Below are 14,205 nucleotides of genomic sequence, written 5' to 3' on the forward strand. Positions count from 1 at the left end.
ACATCAGGCCGCGCTGATACCTTGGTCGACACTGACGCCAACTCAACATCGTGCCAGACTGTCTGGCCGGGCTGACGTGCCCGGCGTCTTTGCTTCGGAGTTTCCATGTCGTTGTCCAGCGGGCTGATCGCCGCCGTTGCCCTGGCCTATATGGCCATCATGTTTGCCATCGCCTTCTACGGCGACCGTCGCAGCGCGCCCCTTCCGCCGCGGGTGCGGGCCTGGGTGTACAGCCTGTCGCTGGCCGTCTATTGCACCAGCTGGACCTTCTTTGGCGCCGTGGGCCAGGCGGCCGAACAACTCTGGGCTTTCCTGCCGATCTATCTGGGCCCCATCCTGCTGCTGGTGTTCGCCCCCTGGGTGCTGCAGAAGATGGTGATGATCAGCAAGCAGGAGAACATCACCTCCATTGCCGACTTCATTGCCGCCCGCTACGGCAAGTCCCAATCCCTGGCGGTGGTCGTAGCCCTGATCTGCCTGGTGGGAGTGCTGCCCTACATCGCCCTGCAACTCAAGGGCATCGTGCTCGGTGTGAACCTGCTGATCGGCGCCGGAGCCGACGCCATGGGTACCCGCGCCCAGGACACGGCACTGATCGTGTCGCTGATCCTGGCGCTATTCACCATTGTCTTCGGCACCCGCAACCTCGACGCCACCGAGCACCACCGGGGCATGGTGCTGGCGATTGCCTTCGAATCCCTGGTCAAGCTGTTTGCCTTCCTGGCCGTCGGCGCCTTCGTCACGTTCGGCCTCTATGACGGTTTCGACGATCTGTTCAACCAGGCCATGCTCGCGCCCCGTTTGGAGCAGTACTGGAAGGAAACCATCAACTGGCCGTCGATGGTGGTGCAGACCGGGGTGGCGATGATGGCGATCATCTGCCTGCCGCGGCAATTCCACGTCACCGTGGTCGAGAACATCGAGCCCCAGGACCTGCGCCTGGCCAAATGGGTGTTCCCCGCCTACCTGGCCCTGGCTGCGCTATTCGTGGTGCCCATCGCACTGGCCGGGCAGATGCTCCTGCCCAGCAGCGTGCTGCCGGACTCCTTCGTCATCAGCCTGCCCCTGGCCCAGGCCCATCCCGCCCTGGCCCTGCTGGCATTCATCGGCGGCGCTTCGGCCGCCACCGGCATGGTGATCGTGGCCAGCGTGGCACTGTCGACCATGGTCTCCAACGACATGTTGCTGCCCTGGTTGCTGCGACATAAAAACGCCGAACGCCCCTTCGAAGTGTTCCGTCACTGGATGCTTTCGGTGCGCCGCGTCAGCATCGTGGTCATCCTGTTGCTGGCCTATGTCAGCTATCGCCTGCTGGGCTCCACCGCCAGCCTGGCCACCATCGGCCAGATTGCATTCGCCGCCGTGACTCAACTGGCGCCGGCCATGCTTGGCGCGCTGTACTGGAAACAGGCCAACCGTCGAGGGGTGTTTGCCGGACTCGCCGCCGGCACCTTTATCTGGTTTTACACCCTGGTCCTGCCCATCGCTGCCCACAGCCTGGGCTGGTCCCTGAGCAGCTTCCCCGGCCTGGCCTGGCTGCACGGCAATCCGCTGGACCTGCCCATCACACCACTGACCCAGGGCGTGGTGCTGTCACTGGCCGGCAACTTCACCCTGTTCGCCTGGGTCTCGGTGCTGTCGCGCACCCGGGTTTCCGAACACTGGCAGGCCGGACGCTTCATCGGCCAGGAAATCAGCGGTCGCCTCAGCTCACGTTCGATGCTGGCAGTGCAGATCGACGACCTGCTGAAACTGGCCGCGCGCTTTGTCGGTGAAGAGCGTGCCCGCCAGAGTTTCATCCGCTTCGCCTATCGTCAGGGCAAAGGCTTCAACCCGAATCAGAACGCCGACGGCGAATGGATCGCCCATACCGAACGCCTGCTCGCCGGTGTCCTTGGCGCCTCCTCGACCCGCGCCGTGGTCAAGGCCGCCATCGAAGGCCGGGAGATGCAACTCGAAGACGTGGTGCGCATCGCTGACGAAGCCTCTGAAGTGCTGCAGTTCAACCGCGCACTGCTGCAAGGCGCAATCGAAAACATCACCCAGGGCATCAGTGTGGTGGACCAGTCGTTGAAACTGGTGGCCTGGAACCGTCGTTATCTGGAGCTGTTCAATTACCCCGAAGGCCTGATCAGCGTTGGCCGACCGATTGCCGACATCATTCGCCACAACGCCGAGCGCGGCCTGTGCGGCCCCGGCGAAGCGGAGGTCCACGTCGCCCGACGCCTGCACTGGATGCGCCAGGGACGAGCCCATACTTCCGAGCGGCTGTTCCCCAACGGCCGGGTCATCGAACTGATCGGCAACCCGATGCCCGGTGGCGGCTTCGTCATGAGCTTCACCGACATCACCCCGTTCCGCGAAGCCGAGCAGGCCCTGACCGAGGCCAACGAGGGCCTGGAACAACGGGTGGCGGAACGCACCCATGAACTGTCGCAACTCAATGCTGCGCTGACCGAAGCCAAGGGCACGGCGGAAGCGGCCAACCAATCCAAGACGCGCTTTCTAGCGGCCGTCAGTCACGACCTGATGCAACCCCTGAACGCTGCACGGCTGTTCTCCGCCGCCCTTTCACACCAGAATGACGGACTCTCTGTCGAAGCCCAGCAGCTGGTGCAGCACTTGGACAGCTCACTGCGCTCTGCCGAAGACCTGATCAGCGACCTGCTGGATATCTCGCGCCTGGAAAACGGCAAGATCACCCCCGATCGCAAACCCTTTGCCCTCAACGAGCTATTCGACACCCTGGGGGCGGAATTCAAGGCCCTGGCCCATGAGCAGGGCCTGCAATTCCGGGTGCGCGGTAGCCGTCTGCGGGTCGACAGTGACAGCAAGTTACTGCGGCGGGTGCTGCAGAATTTCCTGACTAACGCCTTCCGCTATGCCAAGGGCCCGGTCTTGCTGGGAGTGCGTCGTCGGGGCGAATCATTGAGCCTTGAAGTCTGGGATCGGGGACCGGGTATCCCCCGGGATAAGCAGCAGGTGATCTTCGAAGAGTTCAAGCGCCTGGACAGCCACCAGACCCGCGCCGAAAAAGGCCTGGGACTGGGCCTGGCCATCGCCGACGGCCTGTGCCGGGTCCTCGGCCATCCGTTGCAGGTACGCTCCTGGCCCGGCAAGGGCAGCGTTTTCAGTGTCAACGTCCCCTTGGCCCGCAGTAGCGTGGTCGCGCCGGGCAAAGCGGTGGAACTCAACGGGCAGTCCCTCAACGGCGGGCAGGTGCTCTGTGTGGACAATGAAGACAGCATCCTGATCGGCATGAACAGCCTGCTGACACGCTGGGGTTGCCAAGTCTGGACTGCCCGGAACCGCGAAGAGTGCGCGGCGCTGCTCAAGGAAGGCATCCGCCCGCAATTGGCGCTGGTGGACTACCACCTGGACGATGGCGAAACCGGCACCGACGTCATGGCCTGGCTACGCACTCAGTTGGGGGAGCCGGTGCCTGGCGTGGTGATCAGTGCTGATGGGCGTCCGGAGATGATCGCCCAGGTGCACGCGGCGGGGTTGGACTATCTGGCCAAGCCTGTAAAACCGGCAGCCTTGCGCGCCCTATTGAGTCGTCATCTGCCTCTGGGCTGAGCCAGTGCCGGGCTACTCCGGCAACTCCAACTCTCGCCCGTCGGCATCGGTCATGGCCCGCTCCAGCAAATCTGCCGGCAAACTCTTGCTGGCCCGGGCCCCCAGCAACTTGAGCTGCTCACTGCGGCTGACCAGATTGCCCCGACCTTCGGTGAGCTTGTTGCGCGCGGCAGCATATGCCTTGTCCAGTTGCTGCAGGCGGTTGCCGACTTCATCCAGATCCTGGATAAACAGCACGAACTTGTCATAGAGCCAGCCCGCCCGTTCGGCGATTTCACGGGCATTCTGACTCTGGCGCTCCTGCTTCCACAGGCTGTCGATTACCCGCAAAGTAGCGAGCAAGGTGGTTGGGCTGACAATGACGATATGCCGGTCGAACGCTTCCTGAAACAGGTTGGGCTCGGCTTGCAGGGCTGCCGAGAATGCAGCTTCGATGGGCACGAACAGCAGTACGAAGTCGAGGCTGTGCAAGCCTTCCAGACGTTTGTAATCCTTGCCGGCCAAGCCTTTGACGTGATTGCGCAGGGACAGCACATGTTGCTTCAGGGCCGCTTGGGCAATCTGTGGATCGTCGCTGCCGACATACTGCTGGTAGGCCGTGAGGCTGACCTTGGAGTCCACCACCACCTGCTTGTCACCCGGCAGCATGATCAGAACATCGGGCTGGAAGCGCTCACCGTCCGGCCCTTTGAGGCTGACCTGGGTCTGGTATTCGCGTCCCTTCTCCAGGCCTGCGTGCTCCAGCACCCGCTCAAGAATCAGCTCCCCCCAATTGCCCTGGGTCTTCTGCCCCTTGAGGGCGCGGGTCAGGTTAGTGGCTTCATCACTCAAGCGCAGATTCAGTTGCTGCAAACGCTCCAGCTCCTTGGCCAGGGAAAAACGCTCGCGGGCCTCGGCCTGATAACTCTCTTCGACCCTTTTTTCGAACGACTGGATGCGTTCCTTGAGCGGGTCCAGCAACTGCCCAAGTCGCTGCTGGCTGGTCTCGGCGAAACGCTGTTCGCGCTCATCGAAGATCTTGCCCGCCAGCTCGGCGAACTGGGCCCGAAGCTCGTCCCTGGACCCTTGCAGATCGGTAAGGCGCTGCTGGTGGCTTTCCTGCTGCTCTCGTAGCTCAGCCTGTAACGAGGCAGCCTGGGCATCCAGACGTCGCAACTCGTTCTCTTTGGCAGCACGCTCCAGGTTCCAGGCGTGAGCAGCGTCACGGGCGTTGTCCCGTTCAATCTGCAGCAACTCGACCTCTCGACGCACAGCCGCCAGGTCCGCCTGCTTCAAAGCATTGGCCTGACTCAGGTCACTGACTTCATCACGACTGGCATCCAGCTGTGCCATGAGTCCTTCCTGGGCCAATAGGGCCGTAGCCAGACGCTCTTCCAGCAGTGATAGCTCGGACTGGTTGGAACTGGCGCGACGCTGCAGTTGCCAGGCCAGCACCAGTAACGGCAGCGCCGCTCCCGCCAGGCCGAGCAGCAGGCTGGTCAAGTCCATAGCCATAGCAATTCCTGTCAGCGAAATAAGGAACGAAGGTTAACCAAGCCACCGGGCGTTGGACAGCCTCAGTCTTCGATACGGCCCAGCTCCAGTTGAGCACGACGGTCACCGGCGCGGGCTGCCTGGCGCAACAGGTCGTGACCGATACGGCGGTCCCGGGCGTTGCCACACTCGCGGCACATCAACTGACCCAGGCGACTTTGCGCCGCGACCACGCCTTCCCGGGCCGGCTGCTTGAGTAAACGTCCGGCAAAGTGCTTGACGTTAGGGTTGTGTCCCAGGCGCGGGCTGTCCAGCAACCACAGAGCCACACGCAAGGAGAAACGCTTGGGTTCGGTAACACTGTCAGGGAGGGCGGTAACAGAAGGTGATACTGAGCGAAACTTCATAAAGCACTGTGGGGCAGATCGGAAGGCGCGCCACTCTACTCCTTTTTTCGCTCGGGTAAAGTCAAAAAAGAGCCAGCACGCCCGTCCTAGAGCAAGCGCTTGGGACAATCCACAGAAGCTGTGGATAAGTCAGTGGACAACCCCTCTACAACCCTCTCAAAGCCCCATGAGACGGGCTCTTCAGTCAAACTGACGATTTTTTCACCAGTAAAAAAAGACGATGTTTATCATTGACTTAAATTCTCGAGACAGGCTATGGAGCAAGCCTTGGGGAAGGTGACAACCCGGTGACATGTGGCACAACAAGTGTGCACAACTGGACGGAAATTGACGTCGGCAATGCACCACTTTCGTACACCCCGCCGTGTCGGAGGTGACACAATCGTCACCCCGTGACGTCGTTGCCCAAGGAACATTTTTCCTAGCACACTTGCATTCCCACCTTCAACCCGATAGACTCCGCCCCGTTAGTACCAAGCTGAAAGTCAATTCTGGTCGAACAAGTCCCGCCGACACCTCTCCTAACGAGAACAACGTCGAACATCAAGGACCGACCACCTCGCTGGTTTCCAGGTAATTCTCAAACTGACACAGCCCTTGAAACGAAATCAAAGGCCGTGCCCAAGTTACTTACTCTGACCGAACCAACCTGCAAATTGATCAGGATCTCCACCCTGGGCCCAGAACCTTTGCCCTTGCTGTGTTGCCTGCCCTCCTAAGTACCTACCTGCCAGCCCCTAGCGCAACCTTATTAAAGCGCTGCAACTGGCTGCTTTGTTCCAGTCGGGTTCTTCGTCTGACCAATAGTGGTCGACGTTACTGGAACGTTTTAACGTTGCACGGTTCTTAACCGTGTCATTTGTAGGAACACCTAATAATTATGTCTACTCAAATCCAGACTCAGGATGCCATTCGCACCCTAACCCACGCTTTTGCGCCGTTGAACTGCCTGATCATGGCCACTCGCAAAGGCTGCTTCAGCTTCACCCTGGTCAATGAACACGGCATCGCCCGTCACAGCGAACGCCTGTATCCCGATCAATACTCCAGCGCCGAACCGCTGCAGGCAGTGATCGAGCGTACACGCCAGGCCTTGGTGGCCTGATACGCCAGAGTGCTGAAAACCCAAGAGCCTCGCCTGATCGCGGGGCTTTTTATTGCCTGTGATTTACCAATCCACTCCTCCAACCAAAGTACCAATAGGTATAAGGCTTATAACAAGAGCTCGGAAATGTTTTAAAAACAGGCCTTTACAACATAGATATGACACTACACTTCAAGTCAGGCGGCCCGCGCCGCTTCCGGCAAACCTGATCCTTTCATTGCTGCCAAGCACCTTCGGGTTTCGCCGGCCACCTCCCCCCTCGAGGGCATTATGGGTATCGCCGCCAGCGAGTTGTGCCGCTATGTCATTCGCCCGACGCTGATGTACCTGGGCAGTCATAGCAAAACCGCTGAAGCCTTGTTGCTGGGCATTGCCGCCAGTCAGTCGGCGCTGGGCTCGGCGCTGCACGATCGCCGCGGCCACGGCCTGTACCGCATCACTGAAGTGCGCCACCAGGACCTCTGGGATCACTACCTGGCGCTGGACCCGGAACGGGCCAGCCTGGTGAGAGGACTGGCCAGCCAACATGCGTTCCTCGCCGGACCGCACCTGGAACTGACCGTCAATCTGCGTTATGCCACCGCCATCGCCTGGTTGCTGGTGGAACAACAGCACACTCCACTCCCCGCAGCCGACGATCTGCTCGGCATGGCCCGTATCTGGAGGAAGACCTTTCAACCACAAGGACGTTTGAGAGATTTCGCCTGCGCCTGGCAAACCTGCGTTTCACCGTTGAGCCAGCTCGCCTGCTGACACCGACCTTCACAAAATCGGAGAAAAACCCCGATTCTGGTCGGATTGTCCTACAAAACCGCTCTAAATCAACTGTTACAGCCTATAGCGCCGTAGCCGAAATGTTGGTAGTTTTCGCCTCGGTGATCACCAGGAGTTCTAATAATGAAAAAATTCATGCTCAAATCCACCATCAGTCTCGCGGTTGCACTTGCCTCTACCCAACTCTTCGCCAGCGGTTTTGCTCTTAACGAACAAAGCATCAGCGGCATGGGTACTGGCTTTGCTGGCCGCTCTTCCGCTGCCGATGATGCAAGTACTGTATTTGGTAACCCTGCCGGTATGTCGCGCCTGAAACGCCAGCAAGTCACTGGCGGTATGGCGGCTATCGATGCGTCCACCGACCTCAGGAACACCAGTGGCAGCCGCCAGGGCACCAACAAGGGCGATATGGTGCCCTTAACTGCCGTGCCTATGGGCTTCTACGTCAAACCAATCGATGACCAATGGGCGTTCGGCCTGGGGGTCTATGCTCCATTTGGTTTGGTCACCGACTATGAAAGCAGCTTCCAGGGACGTAACTTCGGCAGCAAAAGCGAAGTCAAGGTCGTAACGTTCCAGCCAACCGTAAGCTACGCCTTCAACGATAAGGTTTCGATCGGTTTTGGCCCGACCATCAACCGTATTTCCGGTGTATTGGAATCAGCCTTGACTACCCCTTTTTCGCCCAATGACGGCAAAGTCAAAATCAAGGGTGACGACGTTGGTTATGGCTACAACATCGGCGTGCTGGTCCAGGCTACCGACACCACCCGCGTGGGCCTGACCTACCACTCGAAAGTGAAATACAAACTGGAAGGCCACACTGATGTCACCGCCGGTGCCGGCACCAACCCAGGCATCCTGAAAAGCAACCGCTACGACGCCTCCCTGAAAATCGACACTCCAGAGTCCTACGACCTCTCGGTCACCCAGGAACTGAACGATGCCTGGAAACTCTATGCCGGTGCCACCTGGACCCGCTGGAGCCGCCTGAAAGACATCACCGTCAACAACGAGGGTGTCACTGCTGCAACAGGTGGCGCACTGGCCCCGACGCTGAAACTGGGCAGCATCCAGGAAGAGCAGAACTGGCATGACACCTGGGCTTACGCCATCGGTACGTCCTACCAGTTGAACAAACAGTGGGTCTTGCGTACTGGCCTGACCTTTGACCAGGCGCCAACCAACAACACTGACCGTTCACCACGCATTCCTACCGGCGACCGGACCATCTTCAGCCTGGGTGCCGGCTGGAGCCCAACCGAAGACCTGACCATCGATGTTGCCTACTCCTACCTCAAGGAAGAGAAAGTCAACGTCAACCGCAGCAATGCCCTTGGCCAGACTTACAACGCCCAGTACGACAACAGCGCGAACGGTTTCGGCGTAGGTGCAACCTACCGCTTCTAAATCGTTAAGAGGCCTGTGCCTCTAGAACCGAAAGAAAAAGCCCCGCCTCTCAAGAGGCGGGGCTTTTTCATGTGCTGATCCGCAAAACTCAGGATTTGGACGCCAACGCCTTCTCCACCGCCTCAATGAATTCCGGGTTATCCGGCTTGGTCAGGCTGGAAAAGCTGGCAATCACATTGCCCTGGCGATCCACCACGTACTTGTAGAAATTCCACTTCGGCGCATTGCTCTGCTGCGCCAGGACCTTGAACAGATGCACCGCATCTGCCCCTCGAACCTTTTGCGGCTCGGTCATGGTGAACGTCACGCCGTAGTTGACGTAACAGACCTTGGCGGTTTCAGCGCCATCCTTGGACTCCTGCTTGAAGTCATTGGACGGAACACCCACTACTTCCAACCCCTGATCCTTGTAACGCTGATACAGCGCCTCTAGGCCTTTGAATTGAGGGGCAAACCCGCAAAAACTCGCGGTATTGACCACCACTAGCGGCTTGCCGGCAAAGCGCTGGCACAGATCGATGGATTCCTTGGCGTGCAACTTGGGGACAGAACCCTGCAACAGCTCCGGGCACTCTGCAGCCCAAGCCGAACCTGCGAAGGTTGCGAGTAATGCCGGAACAACAAACCAGCCCTTAGCCATGTCCAGTGTCCTTGAATAGTTGTCAGACACCGACGTTACTCGCCCCCTCGCCCGCCTAGCAAGCACCCATGCCCAACTGCATCAGCGCCAGCCCGCCACGATGCCAACCCCACCAGGCCAGCAGCAACAACAGGCTGCCGACTCCCAGGCCAATCCCCCAACCCAACCATGGTTTCATGCTGCACTCGCCTGCAAGCGCGCCACCGGCCGCTCGCGTACCGGCCAGTTGAGGGCCGCAGCCAGCAAGCTGAGAAGAATCGCCACCTGCCAGATCAAGTCGTAACTCCCGGTACGGTCATACACCACTCCCCCCAGCCAACCGCCAAGAAAGGACCCCAACTGGTGGAACAGGAACACAATGCCGCCGAGCATGGACAGGTTCCTGACCCCGAACAAGGTAGCCACTGTGCCATTGGTCAAAGGCACGGTGGACAACCAGAGAAAGCCCATCGCCATGCCGAACAGGTAGGCGCTGGTCTGCGTCACGGGCAACCACAGGAATAGACCAATCACCACCGCCCTCAACAAATACAAGCCAGTAAGCAGACGTGGCTTGGACATCCGCCCGCCCAACCAGCCCGCTGTGTAAGTGCCAAAGATGTTGAATAAGCCGATCAGCGCCAGCACCGTGGTTCCAACTGTCGCCGGTAGATGCTGATCCACCAGATAGGCCGGCAGATGCACGCCGATGAACACCACCTGGAAACCACAGACAAAGAAGCCGAACGCCAGCAACCAGAACCCCGAGTGAGAACAGGCTTCACGCAGGGCCTCGCCCAGGCTCTGTTCATGCCCCAGCACCGGCAGCGGCTTGTCCTTGAGCATGCTGACCAGCGGCACGATCAGCGCCACCAGCAGGCCCAGCACCAGCAATGCCGTCGACCAGCCCAGCCAGCCGATCAGCCCCAAGGTTCCCGGGAGCATGGCGAATTGGCCGAAGGAGCCTGCGGCACTGGCGATCCCCATGCCCATGCTGCGCTTTTCCGGCGGCAAGGCACGACCGACCACCCCGAGAATCACCGAGAAGGAAGTTCCGGACAAACCGATGCCAATCAGCAACCCGGCACTCAGGGACAGGCTCAGCGCCGAATCCGACAGCCCCATGCACACCAGTCCCACGGCATACAACACGCCACCGACCAGCACCACCTTGGCCGCACCAAAACGGTCGGCCAGGGCCCCGGTAAACGGCTGTGCCAGGCCCCAGATCAGGTTCTGCAAGGCAATGGCAAAGGCGAAGACTTCACGGCCCCAGCCGAACTGCGCGCTCATGGGTGGCAGAAACAGGCCGAAACCATGCCTAACCCCCAGCGACAGCGCCAGGATCAATGCGCTGCCGAGAAGTACCCAGCCGCAGGTGCGCCACATCGATGACATTTTTATTCTCCAATTGCGGGTATATACCCGCTTGTAGTCGAACGAAGCGCCTTCAGGCGAGTTCGCTCAGCAAGGCCAACAAGGTTTCACGCTTCTCCACCCCAAGCCGATCGATCAGCCGCTGCTGGGCTGCTTCCCAGGCCGGCAAGGCTGCCACCAAGCGCTCATGCCCCGCCTCGGTCAGTTGCACCAGGCGGTTGCGCTGGTCGTCACCTTCCATCAACCGGACCAGGCCCGCAGCCTCCAGGACCCGCACATTACGCCCCAGCGTACTGCGGTCCAGGCCCATGGCGTCCGCCAGGCTGGAAATGCTCGGCTGATCGAGACGCAGCAGATTGTTCAGCAAAGAATACTGGGCAACGTTAATCCCGAAGCCGTCGAGGGCGCCGTCGTAATACCTGCTGACGCCACGAGCGGCACGACGCAGGTTGGTGCACAAACATTGAGAGGGAAGCATGATGCGTGTATATACCCGCTATTAATCCAAGGCAAGAAATTTCAGAAAAAGCAGCTACTGCAGACCTTGCTCAAATAAGCACCATCACCAGCAATACCGCCGTCTCCAGCAACTCCAGCAGAGCCCCCGCCGTATCGCCGGTAGTGCCGCCCAAGCGCCGAATCATCAACTGGCGCAACCAGAAGAACAGCAACACCGCCAGCAGCACCACCCAGAGTCCGCTGTAGCCTCCCAGCAGCAAACAGACCAGGACACTCAAGCCCAGCACCTGTCGCCCTGCCAGTGGTGGCAGATGATCGGCCAGCGCCTGACCCAGGCCACCCGCACGCACATATGGCGTGCAAAGGAACAATCCCAGCAATGAGGCACGCCCAATCAGAGGTGCCAGCAACAAGGCAACGCCCTGCTGCTGTTCGATCAGCGCTACCAGTGCAGCGAACTTGAGCAACAGCACCAGCACCAACGTCACCACAGCGATGGGCCCGCTCCGGGGGTCTTTCATGATGCTCAAGGTGCGCTCTCGATCACCGAAGCCCCCCAGCCAGGCATCGGCACTGTCTGCCAAACCATCCAGGTGCAATCCCCCGCTGAGCAAGACCCAGGCGCTCAGCAGCAACGCCGCGTGTAGCAGCAAGGGGGTGCCCGCTAGCACGGCGTCCAGCAACCACAACAGCACACCGAACAACAGCCCCACCAGCGGATAGAACAGCAATGAGCGCCCCAGCTCTTCAGGCTGAGGCATGCCCGGCAGGCGAATGGGCAGGCTGCTGAGAAACTGCAGGGCAATCCAGAATGGCAGCATCTCAGCCCTCCTCACTCAATTGCCCCGTAGCGGCGACTTTCAAGCTGAACAACGCACCGTGGCTGACTTCCACATTCAGCAACTGCTCCCGAGGCAGCCCCCGCGCCCGGGCCAGCAACAGGCGCATCACCCCACCATGACTGATCAACAGCACCCGCTGCCCGGCACAGTCCCGGTACAAGCCCTCGATCGCCCCCAGCACCCGCTGGGAAAAGTCCGCCACGGGCTCTCCCTGGGGCGGAGTAAAGCTATAGGGATCGGCCCAGAATCGGCCCAGATCATCGGCATTGGTTTCCATCAGCGCCGCTGCGCTCTGCCCCTCCCAGGCCCCAAAATGCAACTCCTGCACATCAGGCTGCAGCAGCAGGGGCAACTGCAACTGCGCAGCCAGTTGCTCGGCAAAACGCGAGCACCGCTGCAAGGGTGAACTGACGATCAGATCCCAACGCCCGCGCCCCTGAACCCCGTCACGCATCTGTTGCCAGCCCCGCTCTGTCAGGGCGTCGTCCAGACTGCCACGCAAACCACCGCCCAGTTCGGTTTCACCGTGGCGCAACAGGTCCAGATACAGGGTCATGCCGGGCGGTCCGCCACGGCCGCCTCGGCGAAGGTCGCCATCTGCCCGTGCAGATCACAGGCCAGGCGCAGCAATGGCACCGCCAGCGCGGCACCGCTAGCCTCCCCCAGACGCAAGCCCAGATCCAGCAACGGGTCGGCTTGCAGAGCGCCCAGCACATGCCGGTGCCCGGGCTCGGCCCCTTGATGCGCAAACAACAACCATGGACGGCACGCCGGATTCAGGCGCACCGCCACCAGGGCCGCGACACTGCAGATAAACCCATCAACCAGCACTGCGATTCCTTCCTGAGCGCAGGCCAGATAGGCCCCCACCAACGCAGCCACTTCAAAACCACCGAGATTGAACAGCGTCTGCAAGGCATCGTCGCGGGACCGAGCATGCAGGGCCAAGGCCCGCTCGATGACCTGGGCCTTGTGATTGACCCCTTCTGCATTCAAGCCGGTGCCCGGTCCGGCCAACTGCGCCACCGGAATGTCCAGCAAGGCACAGGCAATGGCACTGGCGGCAGTGGTGTTGCCAATGCCCATCTCACCGCCGATAAACAGTTGGGCACCCTCGGCTCGGGCGCGCAACGCACTGTCGCGGCCTGCTTGCAGGGCCAGCTCACCCTGAGCCGGGGTCATGGCCGGCCCCTGGACAAAGTTCTGCGTACCGGCCCCCAGGTTAAGGTGGCGCACACCCGGCAGGCTCAATCCGGATGACACTGTCCCCAGGTCCACCACCTCCAGTTGTGCCCCCAGTTGCCGTGCCAGCACGCTGATAGCTGCGCCGCCGCTGACAAAGTTCAGCAGCATCTGCCCAGTCACTTCCTGCGGGTAGGCGGATACGCCCTCGGCGACCACCCCGTGATCCCCGGCGAAAATCGAAATCCATAACCGCTCAAGGCCTGGCTTGAGCTGTCCTTGCAGACCGGCTAGACGTACCGCCAAGGGCTCCAGTTGGCCAAGTGACCCAGCCGGCTTGGTCAATTGCTGTTGACGCGCCAGGGCTTGCTCGACCATCCGCGCATCGACCGCCTTGCACGGGTTCAGCCACCAGGAGTTACTCATAACGCAGTTCCTTTCAAAGTCAGGGGCAGGCCGGCCACCGTCAGCACCACACGCTGACAACGTTCGGCCAGGGCTTGATGCAGCCAACCGGCTTCATCCACGTAGCGGCGAGTCAATTCGCCCAGGGGCACGACACCCATTCCAGTTTCGTTGCTGACAAAGATGATCTCCCCCGGCAGCGTCGCCACACACTGCAACAAGGCCTCACGCTCGAGCACCAGGCGCTGCTCGTCCTCAAGCATCAGCAGATTGGTCAACCACAGGGTCAGGCAATCCACCAGCAGACAACGCCCGGTGCCAGCGGCCTGCTGCAGCACCCGGGCAAGCTCCAGCGGTTCTTCGATCAACCCCCAATGGGACGGGCGGCGCTGACGATGATGGGCAATACGTTGATTCATCTCGCCATCCAGTGGCTGGCTGGTGGCGATGTAGGTCACCTCAAGGGCGCTGTCGGTGGCCAGTTTTTCCGCCAGGCGACTCTTGCCGGAACGGGCACCGCCGAGAATCAGTTGCAGCATGCTTGAGCACCTTTGAAAAGTGAGTCCACCGCGG

General features: G+C 60.6%; 14 protein-coding genes. 4 read left to right on the forward strand and 10 right to left on the reverse strand.

Annotation, left to right across the window (positions count from 1 at the left end):
* The first annotated feature begins 105 nt into the window (after window positions 1-105).
* Window positions 106-3,579 carry a hybrid sensor histidine kinase/response regulator gene (locus PQT43_RS06780; protein WP_267268721.1) on the forward strand — a complete coding sequence of 1,158 codons (3,474 nt, stop codon included), beginning with the start codon at window positions 106-108 and terminating at the stop codon, window positions 3,577-3,579.
* A 12-nt stretch (window positions 3,580-3,591) separates the two neighbouring features.
* Here the strand turns inward: PQT43_RS06780 and rmuC are convergent, their stop codons facing one another.
* Entirely contained in the window at window positions 3,592-4,959 is a 1,368-nt protein-coding gene (gene rmuC, locus PQT43_RS06785) for a DNA recombination protein RmuC (RefSeq protein WP_170001972.1), read from the reverse strand.
* A gap of 176 nt (window positions 4,960-5,135) precedes the next feature.
* A complete protein-coding gene (locus PQT43_RS06790) occupies window positions 5,136-5,459 on the reverse strand; it encodes a sel1 repeat family protein (protein WP_102880537.1) in 324 nt (107 codons plus the stop codon).
* Between the two features lie 880 nt (window positions 5,460-6,339).
* Between PQT43_RS06790 and PQT43_RS06795 the strand changes: the two genes are divergently transcribed.
* The 3 genes from PQT43_RS06795 to PQT43_RS06805 all read left to right on the forward strand — a co-directional run bounded on the left by PQT43_RS06795 (window position 6,340) and on the right by PQT43_RS06805 (window position 8,748).
* Complete coding sequence (locus PQT43_RS06795; protein ID WP_025127035.1) at window positions 6,340-6,564, forward strand: hypothetical protein; 225 nt, start codon at window positions 6,340-6,342, stop codon at window positions 6,562-6,564.
* Window positions 6,565-6,834: 270 nt separating this feature from the next.
* Window positions 6,835-7,317 (forward strand): hypothetical protein, encoded by a 483-nt coding sequence (locus tag PQT43_RS06800; protein WP_102860764.1) that lies wholly within the window; start codon window positions 6,835-6,837, stop codon window positions 7,315-7,317.
* Window positions 7,318-7,461: 144 nt separating this feature from the next.
* Complete coding sequence (locus tag PQT43_RS06805; protein WP_102880539.1) at window positions 7,462-8,748, forward strand: OmpP1/FadL family transporter; 1,287 nt, start codon at window positions 7,462-7,464, stop codon at window positions 8,746-8,748.
* 88 nt (window positions 8,749-8,836) lie between these two features.
* Here the strand turns inward: PQT43_RS06805 and PQT43_RS06810 are convergent, their stop codons facing one another.
* The 8 genes from PQT43_RS06810 to cobU form a co-directional block, all read right to left on the reverse strand.
* The gene (locus PQT43_RS06810; protein WP_267268722.1) at window positions 8,837-9,388 is read right to left on the reverse strand and encodes a glutathione peroxidase; all 552 of its coding nucleotides are present in this window, start codon (window positions 9,386-9,388) and stop codon (window positions 8,837-8,839) included.
* Window positions 9,389-9,443: 55 nt separating this feature from the next.
* Entirely contained in the window at window positions 9,444-9,566 is a 123-nt protein-coding gene (locus tag PQT43_RS06815; protein ID WP_267268723.1) for a hypothetical protein, read from the reverse strand.
* The gene (locus PQT43_RS06820; RefSeq protein WP_110594684.1) at window positions 9,563-10,765 is read right to left on the reverse strand and encodes an MFS transporter; all 1,203 of its coding nucleotides are present in this window, start codon (window positions 10,763-10,765) and stop codon (window positions 9,563-9,565) included. The genes PQT43_RS06815 and PQT43_RS06820 overlap by 4 nt, the downstream gene beginning before the upstream one ends.
* A gap of 52 nt (window positions 10,766-10,817) precedes the next feature.
* Entirely contained in the window at window positions 10,818-11,222 is a 405-nt protein-coding gene (locus PQT43_RS06825) for a MarR family winged helix-turn-helix transcriptional regulator (protein WP_267268724.1), read from the reverse strand.
* Window positions 11,223-11,292: 70 nt separating this feature from the next.
* Window positions 11,293-12,024: an adenosylcobinamide-GDP ribazoletransferase gene (locus PQT43_RS06830; RefSeq protein ID WP_102880543.1), complete on the reverse strand. Its 732-nt coding sequence runs from the start codon at window positions 12,022-12,024 to the stop codon at window positions 11,293-11,295.
* Window position 12,025: 1 nt separating this feature from the next.
* Window positions 12,026-12,601, reverse strand: coding sequence for a histidine phosphatase family protein (locus PQT43_RS06835; RefSeq protein ID WP_267268725.1), 576 nt, complete (start codon window positions 12,599-12,601; stop codon window positions 12,026-12,028).
* Entirely contained in the window at window positions 12,598-13,653 is a 1,056-nt protein-coding gene (gene cobT, locus PQT43_RS06840; protein ID WP_267268726.1) for a nicotinate-nucleotide--dimethylbenzimidazole phosphoribosyltransferase, read from the reverse strand. Before cobT ends, PQT43_RS06835 begins: the two co-directional genes overlap by 4 nt.
* A complete protein-coding gene (gene cobU, locus PQT43_RS06845) occupies window positions 13,650-14,171 on the reverse strand; it encodes a bifunctional adenosylcobinamide kinase/adenosylcobinamide-phosphate guanylyltransferase (protein WP_102880546.1) in 522 nt (173 codons plus the stop codon). The genes cobT and cobU overlap by 4 nt, the downstream gene beginning before the upstream one ends.
* Window positions 14,172-14,205 lie beyond the last annotated feature (34 nt).

It is taken from the genome of Pseudomonas sp. BLCC-B112 (genome assembly GCF_028550695.1).
GTDB lineage: Bacteria > Pseudomonadota > Gammaproteobacteria > Pseudomonadales > Pseudomonadaceae > Aquipseudomonas > Aquipseudomonas danubii.

Coding starts and splice junctions, on each gene's coding strand:
- PQT43_RS06820 (WP_110594684.1), bottom strand. CDS start 10,765: ATGTCATCGATGTGGCGCACCTGCGGCTGGGTACTTCTCGGCAGCGCA.
- PQT43_RS06790 (WP_102880537.1), bottom strand. CDS start 5,459: ATGAAGTTTCGCTCAGTATCACCTTCTGTTACCGCCCTCCCTGACAGT.
- PQT43_RS06835 (WP_267268725.1), bottom strand. CDS start 12,601: ATGACCCTGTATCTGGACCTGTTGCGCCACGGTGAAACCGAACTGGGC.
- PQT43_RS06810 (WP_267268722.1), bottom strand. CDS start 9,388: ATGGCTAAGGGCTGGTTTGTTGTTCCGGCATTACTCGCAACCTTCGCA.
- cobT (WP_267268726.1), bottom strand. CDS start 13,653: ATGAGTAACTCCTGGTGGCTGAACCCGTGCAAGGCGGTCGATGCGCGG.
- PQT43_RS06795 (WP_025127035.1), top strand. CDS start 6,340: ATGTCTACTCAAATCCAGACTCAGGATGCCATTCGCACCCTAACCCAC.
- cobU (WP_102880546.1), bottom strand. CDS start 14,171: ATGCTGCAACTGATTCTCGGCGGTGCCCGTTCCGGCAAGAGTCGCCTG.
- PQT43_RS06815 (WP_267268723.1), bottom strand. CDS start 9,566: ATGAAACCATGGTTGGGTTGGGGGATTGGCCTGGGAGTCGGCAGCCTG.
- PQT43_RS06805 (WP_102880539.1), top strand. CDS start 7,462: ATGAAAAAATTCATGCTCAAATCCACCATCAGTCTCGCGGTTGCACTT.
- PQT43_RS06825 (WP_267268724.1), bottom strand. CDS start 11,222: ATGCTTCCCTCTCAATGTTTGTGCACCAACCTGCGTCGTGCCGCTCGT.
- PQT43_RS06830 (WP_102880543.1), bottom strand. CDS start 12,024: ATGCTGCCATTCTGGATTGCCCTGCAGTTTCTCAGCAGCCTGCCCATT.
- PQT43_RS06800 (WP_102860764.1), top strand. CDS start 6,835: ATGGGTATCGCCGCCAGCGAGTTGTGCCGCTATGTCATTCGCCCGACG.
- PQT43_RS06780 (WP_267268721.1), top strand. CDS start 106: ATGTCGTTGTCCAGCGGGCTGATCGCCGCCGTTGCCCTGGCCTATATG.